The organism is Rhodococcus rhodochrous, assembly GCF_900187265.1.
In the GTDB taxonomy this organism is placed as follows: domain Bacteria; phylum Actinomycetota; class Actinomycetes; order Mycobacteriales; family Mycobacteriaceae; genus Rhodococcus; species Rhodococcus rhodochrous.
This window is the reverse complement of record NZ_LT906450.1, coordinates 4963356-4986967: the sequence shown is the minus strand read 5'-3', so window position 1 is coordinate 4986967 and position 23612 is coordinate 4963356. Positions and strand designations below refer to the sequence as shown.

Genomic DNA, 23612 nt, shown 5'->3' with positions numbered 1-23612 from the left:
GTTCAGTCCCTCACGAGGAGAGCCCATGACCACCATGGAGAACCCCACCGCCCACGGGTCCGGCAACGCTGCGACCGACAAGTTCAAGTCCGAGCGGGTCACGTCCGACACCTCGGTCGAGCGCGCGTCGGCGATCTACCAGGACGTGATCGGGGCTTTCGCCGACATCATCCAGAAGCACCAGGTCACCTACGACGAGTACCGCGTGCTCAAGCAGTGGCTGATCGACGTGGGTGAGTACGGCGAGTGGCCGCTGTGGCTGGACGTCTTCGTCGAGCACGAGATCGAGAAGGTGCACTACGAGCGCAAGGGCTTCGCCGGCACCAAGGGCTCCATCGAAGGCCCCTACTACGTGCCGAACAGCCCGAAGCTCCCGGCCAAGTGCACGATGCCGATGCGCGAGAAGGACAAGGTTGCTCCTCCGCTGATCTTCAAGGGCCAGGTCACCGACCTCGATGGCAACGGTCTGCCCGGCGCCACCGTCGAACTGTGGCACGCCGACGAGGAGGGCTTCTACTCGCAGTTCGCCCCCGGTATCCCCGAGTGGAACCTGCGCGGCACCGTCGAGGTCGACGCGGACGGCAACTTCGAGATCACCACGCTCAAGCCGGCTCCCTACAAGATCCCGGCCGACGGACCGACCGGCTGGTTCATCCAGTCCTACGGCGGACACCCCTGGCGCCCGGCCCACCTGCACCTCATGGTGAAGGCTCCCGGCAAGCGCGCCATCACCACCCAGCTGTACTTCAAGGGTGGCGAATGGGTCGAGGACGACGTCGCCACGGCGGTCAAGCCCGAGCTCATCCTGGATCCGCAGCCCAACGCCGACGGCATCGAGGAAGTGACCTACAACTTCGTGCTCGACCCCGAAGCGTGATCCGCACCGCGGACGCCGTCCGACCGGCTCCCGAGTGAAGGTCGGATCTGTGTAACGAATGCCGGTGCCCAACTCGGGCACCGGCATTCGTGCTGAATGCAGCAGCAACGTATCCCTTGTCACACCCCGATCCGATTGTGAGCAATTCCGATGTCCGACCCCGATCTGAAGATCGCCTCCGTCACCACGACGATCATCGACGTACCTCTGATCCGACCCCACAAGTTCGCCACCACCACCGCCGAAGCGCAGCCGATCCTGCTCGTCGCGGTGACCACCGAGGGTGGCGTCACCGGTTACGGTGAGGGCGTCGTGCCGGGCGGACCGTGGTGGGGCGGCGAATCGGTCGAGACGATGCAGCAGATCGTCGACCGCTACATCGGGCCGTACATCATCGGGCGCGGGGTCGACGAGATCAGCGGCGTCATGGTCGATATCGAGCGCATCGTCGCCAACGCGCGATTCGCGAAGGCCGCCGTCGACGTCGCGATGCACGACGCGTGGGGACGCGCCCTGGGTGTGCCGGTCGCGTCGCTGCTCGGAGGTGCCTTCCGGACCGGCGTCGACGTACGGTGGGCGCTCGGTGCCGCGCCGCTCGAGGAGATCGTCGAGGAGGTCACCCACAAGCGTGAGCAGCGCCTGAACTACTCCTTCAAGCTCAAGATGGGCGCGCTCGACCCGGCAGTCGACACCGATCGCGTCGTCAAGATCGTCGAGGCGTTCGGCGGCGAGGTCGGATTCAGTATCGACGTCAACGCCCGCTGGGACCGCTTCACCGCGCTGCGCCACGTACCGCAACTCGTCGACGGTGGTGTCGAACTCATCGAACAGCCTACTCCCGCAGATCAACTCGATGTGCTCGCCGAAATCAACCGCCGCGTCTCGGCGCCGGTGATGGCCGACGAGTCCGTGCAGACCCCGCACGACGCGTACGAAGTGGCCAAACTGGGCGCCGCCGACGTCGTCGCGCTCAAGACCACCAAGTGCGGCGGACTGCAGCGCAGCAAGCAGGTCGTCGCCGTCGCGAAGGCGGCCGGTCTCCGGTGCCACGGCGCGACCTCCATCGAAGGTCCCATCGGGACCGCCGCGTCCATCCACTTCGCCTGCGCCGAACCGGGGATCGACTACGGCACCGAACTGTTCGGTCCGCAGCTGTTCGCCGTCGAACTGCTGCAGAAGCCGCTCGACTATTCCGAGGGTCAGGTGCACCTGCCCGAGGGGCCGGGACTCGGCGTCGAACTCGACATGGACGTCGTGAAGAAGTACGCGCGTTCCTGATCCGCGCTCTCGTCAGAACAGAAGAAGGAGAAACATCATGGCACTGTTCCACGTTCGGATGGACGTCGACATCCCCCGCGACCTCGACCCCGATGTGCGCGCCGAGACCATCGCGAAGGAGAAGGCCTACAGCCAGGATCTCCAGCGTCAGGGCAAGTGGCGGGAGATCTGGCGGATCGTCGGCCAGTACAGCAACATCTCGATCTTCGACGTCGAGTCGGCCGACGAACTGCACGAGATCCTGTGGAACCTGCCGCTGTTCCCCTACATGAACATCGAGATCATGCCGCTGACGAAGCACGGCTCCGACATCAAGTGACCCCAGGCGCAGGGGAGTGGCTCATACTCGGGTTATGAGCCTGCCGCTGCGCGACGTCTACGCCGAGCCGACCCTCGCCGACCTGATGCCGTCGGTGCTCTCGTCCGCGGGGGTCGCCGGTGAGACCAACCGACTCGATCTCACCCCCGTCGATCACACCGTCGTCCTGCTCGTCGACGGAATGGGTTGGGAACTGCTGCAGCGCAACGCGAAAGCAGCCCCGTACCTGACGCAGGCACCGGGGAGCCCGATGCGTGCCGGCTTCCCGACGACCACGGCCGTCAGCCTCGCCTCCCTCGGGACGGGGCTCCCGTCCGGTCTCCACGGCATCACCGGCTACCAGTCGTACGTCGACGAGATCGAGGCCCCGGTCAACTGGCTCCGCTGGACCCTCGCCGGAACCGCGATCGACCAGCGCGACGACCTCGTCCCGGAGACCGTGCAACCCCATCCGACGGTGTTCGAACGCGGCCGCGAGGCGGGCCTGAACGTCACCACCGTCGTGCCGAAGGCCTTCGAGGGCAGTGGCCTCACCCGTGCCGTGCTGCGCGGCGGCAACTTCGTCGGGGTCTCCGCCTACGGTGATCTGCTCGCCCAGGTCGTCGCCGCGGTGAGCGCCGGCGATCGCAGCCTCGTCTACTGCTACATCGGCGAGGTCGACACCCTCGGGCACGTCTACGGGCCGGAGTCCGCGGCGTGGCTCGCGCAACTCACGGTGGTCGATCGTTTCGTCGAGCAACTCGCCGGGGCGCTGCCGACCGGCACCCGCCTGCTCGTCACCGCCGATCACGGCATGGTCGACGCCTCGCGTGGCCGCCGCATCGACTTCGACCACACGCCGGGTCTCGGTGAGGACGTCACCGTCATCGCCGGGGAACCGCGGTGCCGCCACATCTACACCGACCACGTCGACCGGGTCCTCGAACGCTGGCGCAACGAACTCGGCGACCACGCGTGGGTCGGCACCCGCGACGACGCGTTCGCGGCGTGCCTGTTCGGATCCGATCCCGATCCGGCGCTGACCAAGCGGATCGGCGACATCGTGGCCGTCGGTCGCGGCGAGTCGACAGTGATCCGCAGCGACGGTGAGCAGGTCATGTCGAACCTGCCCGGGCAGCACGGGGCGTTGACCGACGAGGAACTGCTCGTGCCGCTGCTGCGGATCGGGTGACGCGATCGAGGTCCGGGACCGTCGGGTGTCGGAACTCTCGATGCCCGAACCGCATCGGTCACATAGTGTGTGCACATGCGTACCGATGCGGTGACCTGGCACGACCGCAGCAGTAGGGTCGCGCTGATCCTCCTGTGGGTGGTCCGGATCCTCTTCAAGCCGATTCTGAGTCTCTGGCCGAGCAACGACTTCGGCATCGCCGTGCTCGGCAGGTTGTCGTGGGTGGTCGACAGGATCACGCCCACGCCGCGCGCGGTGCACGTCACACAGACCGAACTCGGCGGAGTGCCCGGCGAGCGGATCATCTCCCCGAAGCCGGTCGACGACCCGCTCGACGACGCCACCATCCTCTACTTCCACGGCGGCGGCTTCATCTTCTGCGGCCCCTCCACCCACCGCCAGTTGTGCGTGCAACTCGCGCTGGACTCCGGCGCCCCGGTGTACTCGATGGACTACCGGCAGGTGCCCGCCGTGCCGATTGCGGGGTCGGTGCAGGACGCGATGAACGCGTACACGGCTCTGCTCGAGGTGGCCGACGACCCGACCCGCATCGTCGTCGGCGGCGACTCGGCCGGCGGTTATCTCGCGGCGAAGGTCGCCGAACTCGCCGCGCGTCGCGGCATCCAGCGACCGGCCGCGGTGATCGGTTACTCGCCGCTGCTCAACCTCGACCTCGACAAGCACGACCCGAAGTACATGGCGAGGGACGCCTACCTGCCCATCAAGGCACTCGGGAAGATCAGTCCGCGCTGGTTCGCCGGCGAGGAGGCGATCGAGGGCGAGAGGAACCCCGTCGACGCCGATCCGGCGCTGTTCCCTCCGATGTTCATGTGCGCCGCCGAATACGAGCTGACCAGGCCGGACGTGGAGATCATGACCGAGCGACTCGCGTCGGCGGGACGCACCGTGGAGACACATCTGTGGCGCGGGCAGATCCACGCGTGGCCGGTCCTGGCCCGCGCGATCCCCGAGGCCATGGAACTGATCGGGCTCAGCACCCGGTTCGCGCGACGCGCGATCGTCGCCGTGGACGACGCCGCCTGAGCGCTCACAGGTTGGTGTCGGGCGGCTCCGGGCTCTCGGGCAGTCCGGCGCCGTGACCGTCCCCGTCGCGCGGCGGACAGTTCCCGCCGACGGCGTAGGACGTCATCGACAGCGATCCGTATTCGACACCGTCGACGAGGGTCGCCGGTTGCTCGCCGGACGCGGCGGCCAGACCCGCGACATACAGCAACGGCAGGAAATGGTCGGGGGTCGGCACCGCGTGCCGGAAATCGGGGTGCTCACCCAGCTCCGCGGCGTCACCGGGACGGTCGCGCAGGACGGCGAAGGCGTCCTCGTCGAACCGATGTGCCCAGTCGAACCCCGCGGCCGGGCGTCGCGGATCCATCGCGCCGAGATTGTGGACGACGTTGCCGCTCGCGACGATCAACACCCCGCGGTCGCGGAGTCCGGCGAGACGGGCCCCGAGTTCGACGTGGTAGTCGAGCGACTTGTAGGCATTGAGACTGAGTTGGACCACCGGGACATCCGCCTCCGGGAAGGCGTGGGTGAGCACCGACCAGGTGCCGTGGTCGATGCCCCACGAGTCGACGTCGGCACCGACCCACGTCGGATGGACGAGATCGGCGATCTCCTCGGCCAGTTCCGGAGCGCCCGGCACCGGATACTCGACGTCGAACAACTCCTGCGGGAACCCGAAGAAGTCGTGGATCGTGCGCGGCGACCGCATCGCGGTCACCGCGGTCGCATTGATGAACCAGTGGGCGGAGATCGCCAGGATCGCGCGGGGCGTCGGCACGGACCGCCCGAACGCCGCCCAGGCCTGCGTGTACCGATTCGACTCGAGCGCGTTGAGTGGACTGCCGTGGCCGACGAACGCGACCGGCATGCGTGACGACACGCCCCCTCCTCCCGGTTGTCGAGCCTCAGTTGTCGAGCCGGGCCTTCAACCAGGCCGTCAGGTCGTCGAGCACGCGATCCTTCTCCGGCTCGTTGAACACCTCGTGGTACAGCCCGTCGTACAACTTCAGCGTCAGGTCCTTCGAACCCGCACGATCGGCGATGAGCTGCGCCCCGGCCGGATCGGCGAGAGCGTCGGCGGTTCCGTGCATGACCAGCAACGGCAACGTCAGGCTCGGAAGGCGCTGTTCGACGCTCTGCTCGTTGAGCACCAGCACCCGCGCGAGCCCGGCGGGCACGAGACCGTGGTGCACGAGCGGATCGGCGTCGTACGCCGCGACCACCGCGGGATCGCGCGAGACCGCCTTGCTGTCGAGCTTCTGCACCGGCACACCCGGCAGGAAACGCCCGATCAGCTTGCCGATCTCCACGACCGGTTTCGGCGTGCCCGACGTGACGATCACCGCCGGCCCCGACAACACGAGCGCGGCGAGCCGGTCCTGATGGTCGAGCGCGTAGGCCAGAGCGATCGCACCGCCCATCGAGTGACCGAGCATGAAGACCGGCAGGCCGGGATGCGCATGGGTCGCCAGGTCGATCAGGCTGTCGAGGTCGTCGGTGAACTCGCGCATCTCCTGGGCGCGCACACGCTTGCCGCCCGACCGTCCGTGACCGCGATGGTCGGGGGAGTACACGACGAGACCGAGATCGGTGAGCCGCGCGACGACGTGGTCGTAGCGACGTGCGTGCTCACCCAGCCCGTGGCTGAGGATCAGCACGCCGGTGGGGGCCTCCGGCGACCACACGTCGTACACGATCGGGATCGCGCCGACGCCGGTGAACGACGATTCGGTGTGCTCCATGAGCGCCTCCTGCGGCCTCGTCGACAGCTGTTCCTCGCATCCTCGCACGAGTACCGGTCCGCGGAGGCACTCCGTGATCGAGGACCGAAATCCGATTGACGGTGGTCGGGCGCTCGGTACCCTGGAGATCATGATCCAGGCGCTCTCCTTCCACTGACGACATCCCCTCCGCGACTCGGGACGTACTCCGAGGTCGCGGTTCGAGCCGTACCCGAATACGGCCGAGTGTCCGGCCGTTCGTCAGCGAGCGCATCCTCCCACCCGTGATCCGGGGACGAGTGCGCCTCCGCACGGAGGAAACCACATGACCATCAGCATCACCCTGCCCCGGCGCTCCCGCGCCCAACTCGGCGCCGTCGACGTCCACCTCGCCCGCGACGGTCATCCCGTCCTGCGCGGCGTCGACCTCGCGGTCACGCCGGGCTCCCGGCTGGGCGTGGTCGGGGAGAACGGCCGCGGTAAATCTACGCTGCTGCACGTCCTCGCCGGCCGCCTCGAACCGGACTCGGGGACCGTGCGCCGGTTCGGCTCGTTCGGCATCGCCGAGCAGGAGATGACCGTCGCGCAGGGGCGCACCGTCGGTGATCTCGTCGACATCGAGCTGGCGCACGTCCGCGCCGCTCTGCGGGCGCTCGACGAGAGCACCGCAGCGCTCGCCGACGAGCGTCCGGGTGCCGCCGACGCGTACGCCGACGCCCTCGAGATCGCCGAGCAACTCGACGCATGGGACGCCGACCGTCGCGTCGACACCGCCCTCGAAGCGCTCGGCGCCGTCACCGACCGTTCGCGGCCGCTGGCGGAGATGTCGGTCGGGCAGCGCTACCGCGTGCGCCTGGCCGCACTGCTCGGCGCCGAACACGATTTCCTGCTGCTCGACGAGCCGACCAACCACCTCGACGCGTCGGGACTCGACTACCTCACCGAACGCCTGCAGCAGACCCGTAGCGGTGTGGTCCTCGTCAGCCACGACCGCGCCCTGCTGACCGACGTCGCCACGTCGATCCTCGACCTGAACCCGAGCCGCGACGGTCGTCCACGCCTGTACGGCGGGGGTTACGCCGGCTTCCGGACGGGACGCGAAGCCGAATACGCCCGTTGGGTGAGCGAATACGCCCGCGAGCAGGCCGAGCGGGCCCGGTTGGAATCGGACCTCGAATCCGCGCAGGATCGGCTCGTCACCGGCTGGCGGCCGGAGAAGGGCACCGGCAAGCACCAGCGTGCCACCCGTGCGCCGGCGCTCGTGCAGTCGGTGCACCGCCGTCAGGAAGCGCTGGACGACCACGCGGTGGCGGTACCGGTACCGCCGCTTCAGTTCTCGATGCCGGCGCTCGGCGCGGAGGCCGACGGGATCGACCCGGACACCCCGTTGGTGCGCATCGAGGACGTCATGGTGCGCGGCCGGCTCGACCGTCCGGTCAGCCTTGCCGTCCTCGCCGGTTCGCGGCTCGTCATCACCGGACCCAACGGCGCCGGCAAGTCGACGCTGCTCGCAGTGCTGGCCGGTGAGGTCGAACCGACGTCGGGGACCCGCGAGAGCGATCCCGTCGTACGGATCGGGCGGCTCGCCCAGGAGTCGCCGGCACCGTCGGCGGCGCGGGTGCAGCAGGTCTACGACGCGCACGTCGGCGAACTGATCGTCGCCGGGCTCGTCCCCGACCAGGGAGCCGTCGATCTCGACGAACTCGGACTGTTCACCGAACGCGACCTCGGCAAGCGGGTCCGTGACCTGTCGATGGGACAGCAACGGCGCCTCGACCTGGCGATGGTGCTCGCCGCGCGACCGCACGTGCTGCTGCTCGACGAGCCCACCAACCACCTGTCGATCACGTTGGTGGACGAACTGACCGACGCCCTGGGGGCGACCGACGCCGCGGTCGCGGTGGCCACCCACGACCGGCAGATGCGACGCGACATCGCCCACTGGCCGCACCTGGCTCTGGGGCTCGCCCCGAAGGAATGCACCCGGAAGGGACCGAAGGCATGAGCGTCCGGGCGCCGCGGAGTTGTTCGCCGCAGGGGCCACTGCATCCACGCGCGAAGTGGTCATCGGAGCGCGGAACTACCCGCTCCGATGACCACTTCGCGCTCCGATTCCCGGCCGTCGGTCAGCTTCGCGATTCTGTCGAGACGGCGGCCGGCACCGGTTCGGCGGCGGCGTCCGTCGAGCGTGCCGGGCGCAGCGCGAACAGCGCCACCGCGGCGAGCACGACCACGCCGGCCACTCCGAAGTAGAGCTGTTCGGGCGTCCATCCCGCATCGAGGAGCACACCGGCCGCGGTCGGTGCGAGGATGGCGCCCGCTCGGCCGATGCCGATGGCGGAACCGACGCCGGTGGCCCGCACCTGCGGTCCGTAGAGGGACGGCGCGAGGGTGTACAGGCCGGCGATGCAACCGTTGATGAGTCCGCCGATCAGGATGCCGAGCGCGAACGCCAGCGTCAGGGTCGAGATCGACATGATGAAGACGGTCATGGCCGCGGCGGCGGCGATCGTGAAAGTGAGCAGTACCGACCGGGTGGTCCAGCGGCTGGCGAACACTCCGAAGAGCACCGAACCGACGGTGCCGCCGAGGGTGAGCATCATGCCCGCCGTGGCGCTCTGGTCCTTCGTGAGACCGGCGGTTTCGAGCAGCGACGGCGTCCACGAGTTGACGAAGTAGAAGCCGAACATGGTGGCGAAGAAGGCCGCCCAGAGCAGGACTGTCGAGCGGGTGTTGCTACCGGAGAACAGATCCGAGATCCGTCCTGCCCGCGGTGCCACCTTGTCGGCGGAACGGGCGAGCGCCGGGACGGGGCTCTGGCCGATGCGTCGCGCGATGGTGTTGATCCGGTCGAGATCGCCTGTGCGTCCCCGGCTGGTGAGGAAGTCCAGGGATTCGGGCAGCAGGACGACGAGGAGGGCGAGTGCCAGGCCGGTGAGGACGGCGCCGGTGACGAAGACTGCACGCCAACCGTATTCGCTCTGCAGACCGACGGCGGCCATACCGCCGATCGTGGCGCCCACGCCGTATCCGGCGGTGTAGATGCTGATGGCCAGACCACGCCAGCGGGCCGACGAGTATTCGCTCGCGATGACGGTGGTGCAGGCGAGGACGCTGCCGATGCCGAGACCGGTGATGACCCGCCAGATGCCGAGTTCCCACGCCGATCCGGCGCTCGCGGACAGCCCCATGCCGGCGGTGGCGAGTGCGACCGACATCAGGATCAGGGGTCGTCGTCCGATCCGGTCGGCCATCGGGGCGAGAGCGAGAGCGCCGACGGCCATGCCGATCAGACCCGCGCTGAGCAGCACGCCGAGTTCCGATCCGCCGAGACCGAAGTCGCTGCCGATGCTCTTGGCGGTGAACGCCAGGGCCATGACGTCGAAGCCGTCGAGGATGTTCAGCACGACGCACAGGGCGACGACCATCCATTGGTAGGGATGCATCGGCGAGGCGTCGATGCGTGCGCGAAGATCCATCGTGTTTCCTCGTGGTGTGAAATGCGCGGTGGTCAGGGAAGGTCGAGCGTGACGACACCCGTCGTCGATCGGGACGACGCCGAATCGCGCACCACACGTGACACGCAGGCACACATCCGACGCGAAGAGCGCTTCTGCTCCTCGCTGAAGAAGACATCGCGGTGGTCGACGCATCCGTCGAGCGAGGCGACGGAGACCTCGCACAGACCGCATTCGCCCTTTCGGCAGTCGAACATCATGTCGACACCGGCACGGCGGAGGGCGTCGAGCATCGATTCGTCGGAGCCGACGGTGGTGGTGACGTCGAGTTCGGGCACGGTGACCGTGAATTCCTCGGCGTCGAACCATCCGCTGTTGCCGAAGGTCTCGTAGCGGAGGTTCGGCATCGGCAGGTCGCGGTCGTGCCACCGGCGGCGCACGGCGTCCATGAGGCGGATCGGTCCGCACATGTACAGCTCGGTGCCGTGATCGACGCCGTCGACGAGTGCGGCGACGTCCAATCCCGTTCCCTCGTCGTCGATGTGGACGTCGAGCCGATCGCCGTGGAGGGCTTCGAGTTCGGGCAGGAAGGCCATCGCGGAGCGGCTGCGACCGACGTACACGAAGCGGTAGTCGGCGCCGAGACGGCGGAGGACTGCTCCCATCGCGCGGACGGCGGTGATGCCGATTCCACCGGCGAGCAGGACGTAGCGCGGTGCGCCGACCCGCAGCAAGAAGTTCTGGAGCGGCTCGGTGATCTCGAGTTCGTCGCCGGGACGCAGCGAGTGCATGTATTCGGATCCGCCGCGCGAGGTGGGGGAGCGGTGGACGCCGAGTGTGAGACGACCGTCCGGGCCACCCGCGGCGAGGGAGTACGAACGCGTGTCGCCCGAGGGGAGACGCACGTCGATGTGGGCGCCGGGTTCGACGCGGTGGGCGGTGTCGGCGGCGAGGGTGATCTCGGCGATCGAATCGGCGGCCCGCTCGACACTCACGACTCGGGCCCGCTGCCAACGGATCTGGTTGTTGCTCATGTCAGTGGGCTCCCTCGGGAACGGCGGGGGCCGAGGTGAGGTTCCGCTCCGCTTCGACCATGCGCTGGATCAGGCGTCGCACCCACATGCCGCCGGCGTCGATGTTGAGGTTGTAGAACTCGTGATCCGGGTTCGCCTCGATGGCCTTCTGCTGCGCGGTGAGCATCGCCTCGTCCTCACCGAACACGCCGTGCACGCCGTCGCGCAGTTGCGTGGTGATGAGCTGGCTCTCCAGGCGGTAGTTGCGCATGAAGGCCCAGAAGTACAGGGCGGTGCTCTCGTCGACGGGCGAGATGGTGTTCATGACGAAACCGTTGACACCCTGGCTGCGGTCGCCTTCGGGGGCGCCGGTGCCGGCCTTGGCCACACCGACGTCGATGCGGATCGTGGAGGGCGCTTGGAACTCGATGATCTGCCAGCGGTCGACCGTGCCCTCGAAGCCGGGGAACTTGTCGCGCATGTTCTTGAGCCAGAACGGCGGTGCGTCGATGTCGTGCATCCAGCGGGTGACCGTGACGGTGCGGTCGTCGTGGGTGACGACGAAGTCGGACTCGCTCAGTTCGTCCTGGCCGATGGACGACGAGTGCACGAACTCCTCGTGGGTGAGGTCCATCAGGTTGTCGAGGACGAGCTGGTAGTTGGCCTGCACGTCGATCGTGCGTCCGTCGCCCGCCCAGTCGGGGGAGTCCATCTGGAACATGTCCGGGATGAGATCGGGATCGGCCTGCGTCGGATCGCCCGGCCAGACCCACACGAAGCGGTGCCGTTCGACGACGGGATAGGACGCCACCATCGCGGACGGATTGATCGTCTGCTGGGCGGGCATGTGTGTGCAGCGACCTGCGGAGTTGTACTGCAGACCGTGGTAGGGGCACTGGATGCCCTCGCTGCCGATGAGCTTGCCCATCGACAGCGGCGCCAGGCGATGCCAGCAGGCGTCGGCGAGGGCGACGGGACGGCCCTCCTCGGTGCGGTAGAGGGCCATCGGCTTGCCGGCGATGGTGCGGGCGAGGATCTCGCGGCGACCCACCTCGTGATCCCAGGCGACGACGTACCAGGCGTCGAGCGGGTAGGCCATGTTCTTCGCGGTCGCCCCGGTGGGGCCGAGATCGGTCATGTCGGATCCTCCGAACACTGAGGGGTGAAATAACTATCTACATAGATAGTTGGTGAGCTGGAGCACACACTATCTATCGATATAGTTATTCGCAAGGGTGGAATACTCGCCCGGGGAAAGGTGGTGGTCCATGAGCCTGCGATACGCGCTGCTCGCATTGCTCACCGCCGAGCCTCTGACCGGCTACGACGCGGCGAAACGGTTCGGCGGGTCGGTCGGGCACGTCTGGCATGCACCCGACTCGCAGATCTATCCCGAACTACGCCGGATGGAGCGCGAAGGTCTCGTCGAGGGCGAACAGGTGCGCTGGGGTCCCAACAGCACCAAGACCCGGTACTCGATCACCGACGAGGGCATCCGGGCCTTCCGCGAGTGGATGTCCACCCCGCTGGACTACGCCCCGGTGCGCGACGCCGCCCACATGCGCGCGGCCTACTTCGAATGGGCCGACCCCGACAGCGCTCGCGAGTGCCTGCAACGGCATATCGACCACTACACCGAACAGATCGCCCAGTGGACCACGGTGCGCGACGCGATCCTCGACCTCAGCAACGCGACCATCGCGCGACGCGTGCAGAAGTATCCGGCCGAGGACCACGAGCGGATCATCGCGTTCAAGGCGTTCGCGTACGACGGTCTCATCGGCCGCGGCGAGGCCGAGATCGCGTGGGCACGTCAGGGCCTCGACCTGCTCGACAAGCTGTCGCCGCGCGACTGAGTCACCCCGGACTGCGCTCCGACGTCCGCGGTCGGATCACGGCGTGCTGTCCGTCGGCGGCACGATCGAATGCGCGAGCGCCTGCATGAGGAACTCGAGTTCGGGATTGGGCGTCGCGTTGCTCCGCACCACCCCGCACACCGGCACCTTCAGCCGGTGGTGGATCTCGCGCATGAACTTCAGCCCCTTGCGGGGCGTGTCGGCGGCGGTGCCGGCGTAGAGCACGGTCCACGCCCTCGGGTTGGTGAGCACCTCGAGAGTCGCGGTGTGGTCGCTCGCGATCGGAGGTCCGAGGCGCACACGGCGGCCGACCTCGACGAAGGCGTCCTCGACCACGCGGTGCAACAGCACCTGGTTGCCGCGCGGCGGCAGCAGCAGCGGGTAGTGGGCGAGATCTCCGAGGTCGACGGTGGAGAACGCCGAGAGTGGGTGCTCGGTCGACGTGACGATGACGAGTTCCTCGATGCCGAGACGGATCGCCTCCAGCCCCGGGCGGTCGACGTCGCCGCGGATCAGTGCGAGATCGGCGTCGCCGGACGCGACGGCGTTGACGCGGTCGGTGAAGTCCTTGATGACGAACTCCACGTCGATCTTGGGATGACGCTCCCGGACGCTGGAGATGGCATCGAGGCTCTGCGACGCGAAGCTCATGTTCGCCGTGATGCGGATGCTCTCCCGCGGTTCGTGGCCCACTTCCAGGGCCTTCGCCTCGAGGCTGAGCACCTCGGCGGCGATCGGCATCAGGCGTCGGCCGGCCGAGGTGAGCTTGACCGAACGGGTGGTGCGGTCGAACAGGGTGGTGCCCAGTTCGTGCTCGAGCTTCGCGATCTGATGGCTGATCGCCGACTGCGAGATGAAGCAGCGCTGGGCAGCACGGGAGAAGCTGCCCTCCTCGCCGACGGCGAAGAAGTAGCGCAGCTGACGGAAATCCATGGCTCCTCCCGGGAACGTGCCATCTGCATTTATGAGCAAAACAGATAACAGTTTTTCGAATATCCCAGGTTAGTGGATAACAAGGGTCCTTCGTACCTACCTTGGGAGTCATACATCAACGGAGATGACAAGCACGTGGAGGTTTACGACAGCATGGACGATGCGGACACAGTGACCCTGGTCGATCGGACAGATGTAGTCATCGTGGGTTCCGGCTTCGGAGCATTGGCCACCGCCAAGAAGCTCGCCAAGGCCGGCACGCCCTTCGTTCTCATCTCGGAGACCACCGAGCATCTTTTCCAGCCTCTGCTCTACCAGGTTGCGACCGGTGTCCTCTCGCCCGGTGAGATCGCCCCCTCCGTGCGCGCGATCCTGGCCGAGTACCCCAACGCCGACGTCCGCCTGGGCCGCGTCGTCGACGTGCTCCCCGAGGAGAACACGGTCGTCTACGAGGCCGGCGGTCAGCGTCTGCGCCTCGGCTACAAGTACCTCGTCGCCGCGACCGGCGCCCGCCAGGCGTACTTCGGACGCGACGAGTTCGCCGACCTGACGTACGCGCTCAAGACGGTCGAGGACGCCGAGAAGCTGCGACGCCAGATCGTGCGGTGCTTCGAGGAAGCACACGTCACCACCGATGCCGAGCGTCGGAAGAATCTGCTCAGCTTCATCGTCGTGGGCGCCGGCCCGACGGGCGTCGAGCTCGCGGGACAGATCAAGGAGCTCGCGCAGCGCTACTTCGCCGAGAACATCGGCAACATCCGTGCCGACGACGTCACCGTCACGCTCGTCGAGGGCGCCGACAAGGTGCTGCCCCCGTTCGGCGGCAAGCTCAGCGAGTACTCCAAGGAGTCGCTCGAGAAGAGCGGCGTCGACGTCGTCCTCGGGACGATGGTCACCGACATCGATGAGCACGGTGCCACGCTCACCACGCCCACGACCGAGGAGACCCGCCGCCTCACCGCGGAGACCATCATCTGGTCGGCCGGCATCCAGGCCAACGACTTCGCCGACGTGCTCGCCGAGCGCACCGGCTGCGAGACGGTCCGCGGCGGACGCCTGCTCGTCGACCCCGACTTCACCGTCGGCCGCAGCGACAACATCTTCGCCATCGGCGACATGGTCACCCTCGACAACCTGCCGGCGCAGTCGCCGTTCGCCATGCAGGGTGGCCGCCACGTCGCGAAGATGATCACCGGCAAGGTCGCGATGGGCACCCCGTTCCAGTACAAGGACAAGGGCAGCATGGCGATCATCAACCGGTTCCGCGCCATCACGCGGGTCGGGAAGATCGAGCTCACCGGCTTCATCGCGTGGGTGCTGTGGCTCGCCGTCCACCTCGTCTACCTGGTGGGCTTCCGCAACCGCTACATCGCGGTGATGTCCTGGTGCGGTTCCTTCCTCGGACACCGTCGCCCGCACTTCTACTACGCGCAGGACACCGTCCCGGTGCCCGCCGCGGAGAAGAAGGAGCCGGCAGCGAAGGACGAGCCGAAGAGCGACAAGGAACCCGTGCGGACGTCCGCATAACTCCAGAACCCCGAAAGGTCCCGACCACCCGGTCGGGGCCTTTCGTCGTTCGCGCGCCGAGCCGGGATCGACGCGGCGTGTTGCGGTAGCGAGCCCCGGGTCACCGCGCGAACTGCCGCGACCGGCGGGTGAAAGTCGGGGTGATTTCCGGGATGTCCTGCGAGCCAGAGACGTTCGAGTGGTGTAGATCGGCCGACCTGCGGCTAGCGTGTGCAGCGCATCCCGAGGAGTGACCCATGAACGATGGCAGCGGCCCCCGCGTCGCGACGACACGTGTCGGCTGCGATGTCGTCACCGTCCGCGACATCGCGTCGAGCATCGACCGGTTCGGCGACCGCTACCTGCAGCGCGTGTTCACCCCGCACGAGCTGGACGTATGCACCGGACCGGGTCGCGCCCAACGCCTCGCGGCGCGCTTCGCCGCGAAGGAGGCCGTCATGAAGGTCCTGCGTCCGCGCGAGCACGCGGTTCCCTGGCGGGCCATCGAGATCCGCCGCGCGGACTGGGGCGGATGCACTGTCGTACTGGCCGGTAACGCGGCCGCCCTGGCGCGAGATGAACAGGTGACCGACATACAGGTCTCGATCTCCCACGAGCCCGAATACGCCATCGCGACGGTCGTGGCGACCCGCGTCGACGAAGCAGAAACTGGAGAACACCCATGACGGAGCAGGTGATCCGCAAGGTCCTCGGTGAGCACGCGAAGCTGTCGGTCGACAGCACTGCGCTCGATCCCGCCGCCGACCTCTACGAGCTCGGCCTGACATCGCACGCCAGCGTGAACGTGATGCTCGCCCTCGAGGACGCCTTCGACGTGGAATTCCCCGACGAACTGCTGCGCAAGAGCACCTTCGCGAGCGTCGGCGCCATCAGGTCGGCGTTGACGGAACTGGGCGTCGCGTGACATCCACGTCCGTGCCCCTGGCTGTCGCGGAGAACACCGGGCTATCACTGCTCGCCCGTGCCGAACTCGTCGGACGCGAGAGCGCCGGCCCCGCGGCCGCCGACGTGGATCGTGAGGGTCGGTTCCCGCACGAGGCCGTCGACGCGCTGCGCGCCCACAAACTGCTGAACTGTGCCGTCCCCGTCGACCAGGGTGGGGAGGGCGCGTCCCTCGGTGAGCTGTGCGCCGTCGCCCGCATCCTCGGCCGGTACTGCGCCTCCACCGCGATGATCTTCGCGATGCACCAGACGCAGATCCTGTCGCTGGTGCATCACTCCACCCCGGGTGTGGCAGCCTTCGTCGCCGAAGCGGTGGCGAACGACTACCTGATCGCTTCGGCGACCACCGAACTCGGCACCGGCGGCGACGTGCGCAGCAGTGTCTGCGCCGTCGCCCGCGACGGCGACACCGTCACGCTGACGAAGAACGCACCGGTCATCTCGTACGGCGAGTACGCCGACGCGATCCTGGTGACCGCGCGTCGCACCGCCGACAGCCCGCCCAGCGACCAGGTGCTGGTCGTGTGCCGACGCGACGACGTGACCCTCGAGCCCACCGGGAACTGGGACACCCTCGGACTGCGCGGCACCTGCAGCCCCGGCTTCGTCCTCACCGCCACGACGTCCGCCGATCTCGTCGTCGGCACGGCCTACGCCGAGATCTCGTCGCGCACCATGCTTCCCGTCTCGCACAGTGTGTGGTCGGCGGTATGGCTCGGAATCGCCGACGCGGCGATGGAGAAGGCCCGCTCGTTCGTGCGCTCGGCGGCCCGCCGCAGCCCGGGCGTCACGCCGCCCGGTGCGCTGCGACTCGCCGAAGCAGCCGCCGTGCACCAGCAGTTCTCCGATCTCGTCGCTGCGTCGGCCGCCCGGTTCGACGCGGCCGCGTCGGCGCAGGAGGAATCGATGTCGGGCATGGGTTTCTCGCTCGCCATGAACAACCTCAAGGTCACCGCGTCCACGCTCGTCGTGGATCTGGTGAACCGCGCGATGCTCATCTGCGGGATCGCCGGATACCGCGAGGATTCGCAGTACTCGCTCGGCCGTCACCTGCGCGACGCGCACGGTGCCGCCGTGATGGTCAACAACGACCGCATCATGAACAACTCGGCCCAGTTGTCGATCGCCTACCGGGGGACGCTGTGACAAGTACAGCCACTACCAGCACCGCAACCGACGAGCTGTCCGAGCTCGAGCGCGCCCGCCTCGACTTCCAGCAGCAGTTGCTCGAGGCCGAACTGCTCGTGGAGACCGGTGTTCCGGGACTCTACGGACGGTCGGGTGTCTTCGAGGACATCGTCGATGGCATCGACCGCGTGGTGGTTGCGGCGGGTCCGGGCCGGGCGGCGACGCGCCTGCGCTTCCCTCCGGTCTTCCCGCGGACGAGCTTCGAGCGCACCGATTACATCGCCTCGTTCCCGCACCTGACGGGAGCGGTGAACACCTTCGCGGGCAGCAACGCCGAGCACGCCGAACTGCTCGCCGCGCGGTCGCGGGGCGAGGCGTGGGATCCGTGGCTCGAACCCGCCGACACCGTGCTCGTCTCCGCCGCATGCCATCCCGCCTACTCGCGGTACACCGGTACGCTGCGCGAGGGCGGTGAACTGCTCGACGTCCTCGGTTACTGCTTCCGGCACGAGCCGGCCGTCGACCCCGCTCGCATGCAGGCCTTCCGGATGCACGAGTTCGTGCGCATCGGTACCGAGAACGACGCTGCGCAGCATCGTGATTCCTGGGTGGAGCGAGGACTCGAGGTGCTCGACTCGTTGAGTCTCGACGCGACCGCTGTGCCTGCCAACGACCCGTTCTTCGGGCGGGCCGGGCGCATGCTGGCCGTCAACCAGCGCACCGAGAACCTCAAGACCGAGCTGACGGTCCGGCTCTACGGCGACCTCGACGACGGCACCGCCGTGGTCTCGTGCAACTGCCACCGTGAGCACTTCGGCGAGACCTTCGAGATCCACACTGCCGACGGCGAAGTCGCGCACAGCGCGTGCGTAGGATTCGGAATGGAGCGGATCGCCCTGGCGCTGTTGCGGACCCACGGACTCGACGTCGACCGCTGGCCCGCTCCGGTACGCGACAGGCTGTTCCCGTGAGCGATCGGCTCATCGACGTCCGCGTCGACGGGTACTCGCCGCACTTCGTGCACGCTGCCGACCGGATCTGGACCGAGACCAACTGCTACGTCGACCTGTGGGTCGAGGTGCTGCATTCGCTCGGCCACGATCCGGTCCCCGCTGCCGCGTGCGCGTTCTCGGCCCGGTTCGACGGCGCCCAATGGACCTTCCTCAAGTTCCGCCCCGAGGATCTGTTGGCGCTGTACGGGATCGACGTCGCGGAGATGAACGTCTGGCGCCGCCCCGTGGATCACCTCGAGGACAACGCCGCCGCCGGACTGCTGTCGACGATCGAAGTGGACGCCTTCTGGTTGCCCGACACCGAGGGCACCGGATACCGGGAGAGTCGTTCGAAGACGACGATCGTGCCCAATCTCATCGACCGCGACACCGGGACGCTCGAGTACTTCCACAACAGCGGCTATCACGTTCTCACCGGTGAGGACTTCCGCGGAGTCTTCGGCCTCGACGAGCCGGTGCCCACCTGGCCTCCCTATCTCGAACAGGTGCGCCTCGACGCGGCACAACCGCAGTGCGACGCCTTCGACACCGTGGTGCTCCGGCACCTGCGCATGCGCGCCGGCTCGAATCCGGTGCGCGAGCTCGGCAAGCGGGTGCTCGCCGACATCGACCCGATCCGCACCGGAGGGATGGACGTCTTCCATCCGTGGACGTTCGGGGTGCTCCGTCAGTGCGGTGCCACCGCCGAACTCGCCGCGGACGTCAGCGTCTACATGGACGGTCGCGGATATCCCGGTGCGGCTGCCGCAGTCGACGGATTCCGCGCGGTCGCCGAGGGCGCGAAGAGCGTGCAGTTCCGGATGGCGCGTGCGGCACGCGGCCGCAGCGTCGACCCCGGCGACCAGCTGACGGCGATGGCCGATGCCTGGGAGGACGCCATGGCGACCGTCGTCCGCGCCGCCGGGGTGCGGTGACGGGATCCGACACACATGGATCTCCTGCACGATGCGCGATGGCGTTGTCTCCGTGTCGCTCCCGGGACGGTCGAGCACCCCGGTGACCTTCCGGCGGACGGTCCCTGGCTGCCGGTCCGTATACCCGGGACGGCGGCAGGCGCGATCCGGGAATCCGAGGGAGCCGCGGCGGCCAGGGTGTCGTCTCCCGACAGCGACGACTGGTGGTTCGTCACCGACGTCGAGGTGTCCGGCGACGGACCGTGGCGTCTGACCTTCGACGGGCTCGCGACACTCGCGGACGTGTGGGTCGACGGCACACGCGTCGCGACGTCGGAATCGATGTTCGTGCCGCTGACCGTCGCCCTCGACGACCTGCCGTCGACGACGCGGATCGCGGTCCGGTGCGCCTCGCTCGACGCTGCTCTCCGCAAGCGTCGGCCACGCGGACGGTGGCGTTCGTCGCTCGTGTCGGCTCAGGGATTGCGGTGGTTCCGCACCACCATGCTCGGGCGAGCCCCGGTGTACGCGGGGGCTCCGGCGCCGGTCGGTCCGTGGCGTCCCGTGCGTCTCGTCGACTCCGGTGAACCCGTTGTGCTGGAACGTGGGATACGGACAGCTCTGCGCGGATCCGACGGGATCGTCGACGTCGATCTCGTGCTGGCCGGCATCGCCGTCCCCGAGGTGACTGTGGAGATCGGAGGGGCGACGACGCACGTCCGACCCGAATACGGGCCCGACGGAACAGCACGCGTGCACATGCAGGTGACGCTCCCCGAGGTGGAACGGTGGTGGCCGCACACCTACGGCGCCCCCCACCTGTACGCCGCACATCTGATTCTGGGCGGGCAACGGATCACACTGGGGAACATCGGATTCCGGTCGGTCGAGCGCTCATCGGGCGACGGGTTCGGCTTACGGATCAACGACGTCGACGTCTTCTGCCGCGGCCTGGTGTGGACACCGACCGATCCGATCTCGCTGAACGACCCGGTCGCAACCCGGCGCATCCTCGAACGCTGCGTGTCGGCGGGCGTGGACACGATCCGCATCCCCGGCACGATGGTCTACGAGGACGACGAGTTCTACTCGGCGTGTGCGGAACTGGGCATCATGGTGTGGCAGGACGTCATGCTCGCCACCACCGACCCGCCCGACGACCCGCACTTCCGCTCGCTGCTCGAGGACGAGGTCCGTGCGCTGGCGCGCCGATGGGCCGGGAACCCGGCACCCGTGGTGATGTGTGGGGGCAGCGAGACCGAGCAGCAACCGGCCATGCTCGGACTGGCGGAGGCATCCATCCCGGCGATCGACGACTGGTTGCCCGCGATCGTCGCCCGCGAGCTATCGGGCACGGTGTGGGTGTCGTCGTCACCATCCTCGCCCCCGCGCAGCGACGTACTGCCGATCGCGGTGGGTTCGGGCGTGGCGCACTACTTCGGTGTCGGGGGTTACCGCCGTCCCCTCAGCGATGTGCGTGCCGCCGGCGTGCGCTTCGCCGCCGAATGCCTCGCGTTCTCGATTCCACCTTCCGACACGGCGATCGAGGCCGAGTTCGGCAGCGTGAATGTCGCGGGTCACCATCCACGATGGAAGGCGGCTGTGCCGCGCGACAACGGGGCGTCGTGGGACTTCGAGGACGTGCGAGACCACTATGTGCGCACGATCTTCGGGGTCGACCCCGCCGAGGTGCGGTGGGTGGACCCCACGCGATATCTCGCGCTCGGACGGGCAGCGATCTGCGAAGCGTTCACCGAGGTGCTGCAGTACTGGCGACGATCCGGATCAGGATGTCGCGGTGCCCTGATCCTGTCCGCCCGCGACCTGCAGCCGGGTGCCGGGTGGGGCGTGCTCGACGCCGACGGGAACCCGAAGGCGCCGTGGTGGGTCCTGGCACGGGTGTTCGCCCGCGTCACCGTGCTCCTCACCGACGACGGGCTCGACGGCCTGCGCGTGGACGCGATCAACGACACCGCCGAGATCCTCGACGTCACGCTGCAGTTGCAGGCCCATACGCCCTCCGGTGCGGTACCGGTGGACGTGTCGGTGCCGCTGCGTCTCGAACCGCACGAGACCCGGGTGTTCTCGTGGGCCGCGGTGACGGGCGGTTTCACCGATGTCAATTTTGCGTATCGATTCGGGCCGCGCGCTTTCGACACGGCGACCGCCCGACTGGTCGACCACACCGGTGCAGTGTTGGCGGAGTCGGTGCATCTCGTGGGTGGTCCGGCACGGCCCGTCGAGCACGGGATCGGTCTCGCGGCGACCGCTCGACCCGTCCCGGACGGGTGGAGTGTGGAGGTGCGGACCGAGGGTGCGGCACAGTACGTGCATCTCGACATCACCGGCGGTGACCTGCAGGATTCCTGGTTCCACCTGCCGCCCGGAGGTTCTCGCACGATCGCCGTGCGGGCCTGCGCTCCGGCCGCGACCTTGAGCGGCCGGGTGGGGGCATCGAACTCGGCCACGAGTGTGCCGATCCGGGCGCTTCCGACCTCCGAGGGCAACGAGGTCGACGGGTAACCTTCCGGGGCTGTAGGCGGGGGCGGTGTGCGGCGCGCCGAAATCGACAGGTGCATATCGGGCATCGACGGGGTATATGTATCTCCCAAGGGGTCGCTCACCCGATTTGCACCTTCTGCACGGTGCCGGTGGCCACCTCTCCCCGCCTTCCGAGAGGAGATCGACATGGCGATCCGCTCCACGTCACAGATGGGTGCTTCGCGCACCGCTTCGTCCACTCGCCGTCCTGCCCGGGTCGAGCAGGACGGACCGTCCTTCACCGAGGTCATCCACTCGCAGCTGTTCTCGAACTACCAGGTGCCTCGCGGCGAGGTGCAGCGCAGCGCCTGATCGGGACCACCTCAGGCGCGGCATCGTGCCTGCCGGGGTGCCCCCGCGCGGCGTTTAGGACACCAGCGCGTGCGGCACACTGTCGGCATGAGTGAAGCCACGACGAGTCAGAGCACCCGCATCGTTCTCGCATCGCGCCCGGAGGGGGCGCCCACCGCCGACAACTTCCGTTTCGAGACGGTGGATCTGCCCGAGGTCGGCGACGGCCAGATCCTCCTGCGCGTCGTCTATCTGTCCCTCGACCCGTACATGCGCGGTCGGATGAGCACAGCGAAGTCGTATGCCGCGCACGTCGAACTCGGGGACGTGATGGTCGCCGGAACGGTGGGCCAGGTCGTCGAATCGCGGTACGACGGCCTCGAGCCGGGCGACTACGTGCTGGCCGGAGCCGGCTGGCAGTCGCACGCCGTCCTCGACGGCTCCACCGTTCGCAAGCTCGATCCGCAGGCCGCACCGATCTCCACCGCTGTGGGAGTCCTCGGAATGCCCGGCTTCACAGCTTATTCCGGACTCCTGAAGATCGGGCAGCCGAAGAAGGGTGAGACCGTCGTCGTCGCTGCCGCCACCGGGCCCGTGGGATCGGCGGTCGGGCAGATCGCGAAGCTGAAGGGCGCCCGCGCGGTCGGTATCGCCGGCGGCCCGGAGAAGTGCCGCGCACTGATCGAGGAGTTCGGTTTCGACGCGGCGATCGACCACCGCGACCCGAACTTCGCCGACAAGCTGGCGGAGGCGGTGCCCGACGGTATCGACGTGTACTTCGAGAACGTCGGCGGCCCCGTCCAGGAAGCGGTGTGGCCGCTGCTCAACACCTATGCGCGAATCCCGGTGTGCGGTCTGGTCGCGCAGTACAACGGTGCGGACCTCAACCGCAAGGACCGCCTTCCGGGACTGTTCAACTCGATCCTCACCAAGAGCCTCACGATCCGCGGCTTCATCCAGAGCGAGTTCGTGAAGGAGATGTACGGCGACTTCCTGCGTGAGGCCTCGGCATGGGTCCGTGACGGAAAGCTCAGGTATCGCGAGGACATCGTCGACGGACTCGAGAACGCCCCGGAGGCGTTCATCGGCATGCTCGAAGGAAAGAACTTCGGGAAGATGCTCGTGCGGGTCGCGCCGGAGTAACGGGCACCAGGTCCGCCCTCCGGCGCCGGCCGCGTCAGCGTCGGGGGGTTCCGGTGGACCACAGGGCCCACAGGATGAGCACGGGCTGGAAGAACAAGCGGATCAGGCGCTTACGGTCGGTGTCGAGACCGAAGGCGCTGCGCTTGCCGAGATACTGGGCGATGTTGCCCGGGAAGACGGCCGCGAAGAACAGTGCGGCCAGGCGGCCGACACGGACGCGGTCGCGGTTCGCCACGGCGAGTCCGGCGCCGAGCATGATCTCGACACCGCCGGACGCCATGACCACGCCGTCCTTGTCCATCGGCACCCAGTCGGGCACCTGGGCCTGGAAGTCCTTGCGGGCCCAGAAGAGATGGCTCAGTCCGGCGAAGACGAGTGAGGCGGCCAGCAGATAACGCGCGAGGGTCCGGGCTCGTGTCGTGGGCGGAGCAGGGGCTTCGGTCGGGGGAGTTATCTGAACTTCGCTCATGATCACGAGCGTACGG

At 68.1% G+C, this 23612-nt stretch carries 23 protein-coding genes; 16 read left to right on the top strand and 7 right to left on the bottom strand.

Going from position 1 to position 23612, the window contains the following annotated elements; all coding sequences use genetic code 11:
- Nucleotides 1-25 precede the first annotated feature (25 nt).
- The 5 genes from catA (at nt 26) to CKW34_RS22810 (ending at nt 4689) form a co-directional block, all read left to right on the top strand.
- Nucleotides 26-877 (top strand): catechol 1,2-dioxygenase, encoded by an 852-nt coding sequence (gene catA / locus CKW34_RS22830; RefSeq protein WP_059382685.1) that lies wholly within the window; start codon nt 26-28, stop codon nt 875-877.
- Between the two features lie 150 nt (nt 878-1027).
- Nucleotides 1028-2155, top strand: coding sequence for a muconate/chloromuconate family cycloisomerase (locus CKW34_RS22825; RefSeq protein ID WP_059382686.1), 1128 nt, complete (start codon nt 1028-1030; stop codon nt 2153-2155).
- Nucleotides 2156-2192: 37 nt separating this feature from the next.
- The gene (gene catC, locus CKW34_RS22820) at nt 2193-2474 is read left to right on the top strand and encodes a muconolactone Delta-isomerase (RefSeq protein ID WP_059382687.1); all 282 of its coding nucleotides are present in this window, start codon (nt 2193-2195) and stop codon (nt 2472-2474) included.
- A gap of 34 nt (nt 2475-2508) precedes the next feature.
- Nucleotides 2509-3645, top strand: a complete 1137-nt coding sequence (locus CKW34_RS22815) for an alkaline phosphatase family protein (protein ID WP_059382688.1) — start codon at nt 2509-2511, stop codon at nt 3643-3645.
- A gap of 75 nt (nt 3646-3720) precedes the next feature.
- Nucleotides 3721-4689: an alpha/beta hydrolase gene (locus CKW34_RS22810; RefSeq protein WP_059382689.1), complete on the top strand. Its 969-nt coding sequence runs from the start codon at nt 3721-3723 to the stop codon at nt 4687-4689.
- 4 nt (nt 4690-4693) lie between these two features.
- Here CKW34_RS22810 and ygiD read toward each other — a convergent pair whose 3' ends face one another.
- Nucleotides 4694-5536 carry a 4,5-DOPA-extradiol-dioxygenase gene (gene ygiD / locus CKW34_RS22805; protein ID WP_059382690.1) on the bottom strand — a complete coding sequence of 281 codons (843 nt, stop codon included), beginning with the start codon at nt 5534-5536 and terminating at the stop codon, nt 4694-4696.
- A 37-nt stretch (nt 5537-5573) separates the two neighbouring features.
- Nucleotides 5574-6410 carry an alpha/beta hydrolase gene (locus CKW34_RS22800; RefSeq protein WP_059382691.1) on the bottom strand — a complete coding sequence of 279 codons (837 nt, stop codon included), beginning with the start codon at nt 6408-6410 and terminating at the stop codon, nt 5574-5576.
- A gap of 304 nt (nt 6411-6714) precedes the next feature.
- Between CKW34_RS22800 and CKW34_RS22795 the strand changes: the two genes are divergently transcribed.
- Nucleotides 6715-8394, top strand: coding sequence for an ABC-F family ATP-binding cassette domain-containing protein (locus tag CKW34_RS22795; RefSeq protein ID WP_059382692.1), 1680 nt, complete (start codon nt 6715-6717; stop codon nt 8392-8394).
- A 121-nt stretch (nt 8395-8515) separates the two neighbouring features.
- Here CKW34_RS22795 and CKW34_RS22790 read toward each other — a convergent pair whose 3' ends face one another.
- Genes CKW34_RS22790 through CKW34_RS22780 form a run of 3 tightly spaced genes read right to left on the bottom strand, consistent with a single transcriptional unit; the run spans nt 8516 to nt 11998 of the window.
- Complete coding sequence (locus tag CKW34_RS22790) at nt 8516-9868, bottom strand: MFS transporter (RefSeq protein WP_059382693.1); 1353 nt, start codon at nt 9866-9868, stop codon at nt 8516-8518.
- Between the two features lie 32 nt (nt 9869-9900).
- Entirely contained in the window at nt 9901-10881 is a 981-nt protein-coding gene (locus CKW34_RS22785; protein WP_059382694.1) for a PDR/VanB family oxidoreductase, read from the bottom strand.
- Nucleotide 10882: 1 nt separating this feature from the next.
- On the bottom strand, nt 10883-11998 hold the full coding sequence (locus tag CKW34_RS22780; RefSeq protein WP_059382695.1) for an aromatic ring-hydroxylating dioxygenase subunit alpha: 1116 nt from the start codon (nt 11996-11998) through the stop codon (nt 10883-10885).
- A gap of 130 nt (nt 11999-12128) precedes the next feature.
- Here CKW34_RS22780 and CKW34_RS22775 point away from each other — a divergent pair, with 130 nt between their 5' ends.
- Nucleotides 12129-12716, top strand: a complete 588-nt coding sequence (locus CKW34_RS22775; protein WP_016691177.1) for a PadR family transcriptional regulator — start codon at nt 12129-12131, stop codon at nt 12714-12716.
- Between the two features lie 36 nt (nt 12717-12752).
- Here CKW34_RS22775 and CKW34_RS22770 read toward each other — a convergent pair whose 3' ends face one another.
- Nucleotides 12753-13649: a LysR family transcriptional regulator gene (locus tag CKW34_RS22770; RefSeq protein ID WP_059382696.1), complete on the bottom strand. Its 897-nt coding sequence runs from the start codon at nt 13647-13649 to the stop codon at nt 12753-12755.
- 153 nt (nt 13650-13802) lie between these two features.
- Between CKW34_RS22770 and CKW34_RS22765 the strand changes: the two genes are divergently transcribed.
- The 9 genes from CKW34_RS22765 (at nt 13803) to CKW34_RS22730 (ending at nt 23127) form a co-directional block, all read left to right on the top strand.
- The gene (locus CKW34_RS22765; RefSeq protein ID WP_059382795.1) at nt 13803-15176 is read left to right on the top strand and encodes an NAD(P)/FAD-dependent oxidoreductase; all 1374 of its coding nucleotides are present in this window, start codon (nt 13803-13805) and stop codon (nt 15174-15176) included.
- 236 nt (nt 15177-15412) lie between these two features.
- Entirely contained in the window at nt 15413-15841 is a 429-nt protein-coding gene (gene acpS, locus CKW34_RS22760; protein ID WP_059382697.1) for a holo-ACP synthase, read from the top strand.
- A complete protein-coding gene (locus tag CKW34_RS22755; RefSeq protein WP_024102340.1) occupies nt 15838-16080 on the top strand; it encodes an acyl carrier protein in 243 nt (80 codons plus the stop codon). The genes acpS and CKW34_RS22755 overlap by 4 nt, the downstream gene beginning before the upstream one ends.
- Nucleotides 16077-17264: an acyl-CoA dehydrogenase family protein gene (locus CKW34_RS22750; protein WP_059382698.1), complete on the top strand. Its 1188-nt coding sequence runs from the start codon at nt 16077-16079 to the stop codon at nt 17262-17264. Before CKW34_RS22755 ends, CKW34_RS22750 begins: the two co-directional genes overlap by 4 nt.
- Nucleotides 17261-18217 (top strand): amino acid--[acyl-carrier-protein] ligase, encoded by a 957-nt coding sequence (locus tag CKW34_RS22745; RefSeq protein WP_059382699.1) that lies wholly within the window; start codon nt 17261-17263, stop codon nt 18215-18217. Before CKW34_RS22750 ends, CKW34_RS22745 begins: the two co-directional genes overlap by 4 nt.
- Nucleotides 18214-19173, top strand: a complete 960-nt coding sequence (locus tag CKW34_RS22740; RefSeq protein WP_059382700.1) for a DUF1839 family protein — start codon at nt 18214-18216, stop codon at nt 19171-19173. Before CKW34_RS22745 ends, CKW34_RS22740 begins: the two co-directional genes overlap by 4 nt.
- Before the next feature lie 15 nt (nt 19174-19188).
- Complete coding sequence (locus tag CKW34_RS22735; RefSeq protein WP_059382701.1) at nt 19189-21675, top strand: glycosyl hydrolase 2 galactose-binding domain-containing protein; 2487 nt, start codon at nt 19189-19191, stop codon at nt 21673-21675.
- Between the two features lie 165 nt (nt 21676-21840).
- Nucleotides 21841-22005, top strand: a complete 165-nt coding sequence (locus CKW34_RS24515) for a hypothetical protein (RefSeq protein WP_167388365.1) — start codon at nt 21841-21843, stop codon at nt 22003-22005.
- Between the two features lie 87 nt (nt 22006-22092).
- On the top strand, nt 22093-23127 hold the full coding sequence (locus CKW34_RS22730) for an NADP-dependent oxidoreductase (RefSeq protein WP_059382702.1): 1035 nt from the start codon (nt 22093-22095) through the stop codon (nt 23125-23127).
- A 34-nt stretch (nt 23128-23161) separates the two neighbouring features.
- Here the strand turns inward: CKW34_RS22730 and CKW34_RS22725 are convergent, their stop codons facing one another.
- Complete coding sequence (locus CKW34_RS22725; protein WP_174479633.1) at nt 23162-23596, bottom strand: DoxX family protein; 435 nt, start codon at nt 23594-23596, stop codon at nt 23162-23164.
- Nucleotides 23597-23612 lie beyond the last annotated feature (16 nt).

Coding starts and splice junctions, on each gene's coding strand:
- catA (WP_059382685.1), top strand. CDS start 26: ATGACCACCATGGAGAACCCCACCGCCCACGGGTCCGGCAACGCTGCG.
- CKW34_RS22825 (WP_059382686.1), top strand. CDS start 1,028: ATGTCCGACCCCGATCTGAAGATCGCCTCCGTCACCACGACGATCATC.
- catC (WP_059382687.1), top strand. CDS start 2,193: ATGGCACTGTTCCACGTTCGGATGGACGTCGACATCCCCCGCGACCTC.
- CKW34_RS22815 (WP_059382688.1), top strand. CDS start 2,509: ATGAGCCTGCCGCTGCGCGACGTCTACGCCGAGCCGACCCTCGCCGAC.
- CKW34_RS22810 (WP_059382689.1), top strand. CDS start 3,721: ATGCGTACCGATGCGGTGACCTGGCACGACCGCAGCAGTAGGGTCGCG.
- ygiD (WP_059382690.1), bottom strand. CDS start 5,536: ATGCCGGTCGCGTTCGTCGGCCACGGCAGTCCACTCAACGCGCTCGAG.
- CKW34_RS22800 (WP_059382691.1), bottom strand. CDS start 6,410: ATGGAGCACACCGAATCGTCGTTCACCGGCGTCGGCGCGATCCCGATC.
- CKW34_RS22795 (WP_059382692.1), top strand. CDS start 6,715: ATGACCATCAGCATCACCCTGCCCCGGCGCTCCCGCGCCCAACTCGGC.
- CKW34_RS22790 (WP_059382693.1), bottom strand. CDS start 9,868: ATGGATCTTCGCGCACGCATCGACGCCTCGCCGATGCATCCCTACCAA.
- CKW34_RS22785 (WP_059382694.1), bottom strand. CDS start 10,881: ATGAGCAACAACCAGATCCGTTGGCAGCGGGCCCGAGTCGTGAGTGTC.
- CKW34_RS22780 (WP_059382695.1), bottom strand. CDS start 11,998: ATGACCGATCTCGGCCCCACCGGGGCGACCGCGAAGAACATGGCCTAC.
- CKW34_RS22775 (WP_016691177.1), top strand. CDS start 12,129: ATGAGCCTGCGATACGCGCTGCTCGCATTGCTCACCGCCGAGCCTCTG.
- CKW34_RS22770 (WP_059382696.1), bottom strand. CDS start 13,649: ATGGATTTCCGTCAGCTGCGCTACTTCTTCGCCGTCGGCGAGGAGGGC.
- CKW34_RS22765 (WP_059382795.1), top strand. CDS start 13,803: ATGGACGATGCGGACACAGTGACCCTGGTCGATCGGACAGATGTAGTC.
- acpS (WP_059382697.1), top strand. CDS start 15,413: ATGAACGATGGCAGCGGCCCCCGCGTCGCGACGACACGTGTCGGCTGC.
- CKW34_RS22755 (WP_024102340.1), top strand. CDS start 15,838: ATGACGGAGCAGGTGATCCGCAAGGTCCTCGGTGAGCACGCGAAGCTG.
- CKW34_RS22735 (WP_059382701.1), top strand. CDS start 19,189: ATGGATCTCCTGCACGATGCGCGATGGCGTTGTCTCCGTGTCGCTCCC.
- CKW34_RS24515 (WP_167388365.1), top strand. CDS start 21,841: ATGGCGATCCGCTCCACGTCACAGATGGGTGCTTCGCGCACCGCTTCG.
- CKW34_RS22730 (WP_059382702.1), top strand. CDS start 22,093: ATGAGTGAAGCCACGACGAGTCAGAGCACCCGCATCGTTCTCGCATCG.
- CKW34_RS22725 (WP_174479633.1), bottom strand. CDS start 23,596: ATGAGCGAAGTTCAGATAACTCCCCCGACCGAAGCCCCTGCTCCGCCC.